Source organism: Pseudoalteromonas sp. SIMBA_162 (assembly GCF_046535955.1).
GTDB lineage: Bacteria > Pseudomonadota > Gammaproteobacteria > Enterobacterales > Alteromonadaceae > Pseudoalteromonas > Pseudoalteromonas marina.
On the sequence record NZ_JAWJBQ010000254.1, the window covers coordinates 1 to 282 of the forward strand.

Here is a 282-nt window from a genome sequence, read left to right on the forward strand (position 1 = left end):
GTGATGATCTGGCGTCGGGATCAGCGCGGTGAGAAGCGGCGTGCCAGGCCGGTCTCGGCGATCATGCGCGTCGAGATCTCTTCGATCGAGAAACGCGTGGTATCGATGTAGGGCACCTTGGAGCGGCGGAAGAGCGCCTCGGTCTGCTCGACTTCCTGCAGACACTGATCGATCGAGCAGTAGCGGCTGTTGGGGCGACGCTCGGTACGAATGGCCGCCAGACGGCGCGGGTCGATGGTCAGCCCGAACAGCTTGTGACGATATTGCGCCAGTGAGGCGGGC

The 282-nt window shown here is 63.8% G+C and carries 1 protein-coding gene; it reads right to left on the reverse strand.

The window, feature by feature from the left end; all coding sequences use genetic code 11:
- Positions 1-20: 20 nt before the first annotated feature.
- Positions 21-282, reverse strand: a 262-nt coding sequence (locus tag R0J88_RS19575; RefSeq protein ID WP_410900808.1) for a kinase/pyrophosphorylase, incomplete at its 5' end; no start/stop codon positions are given.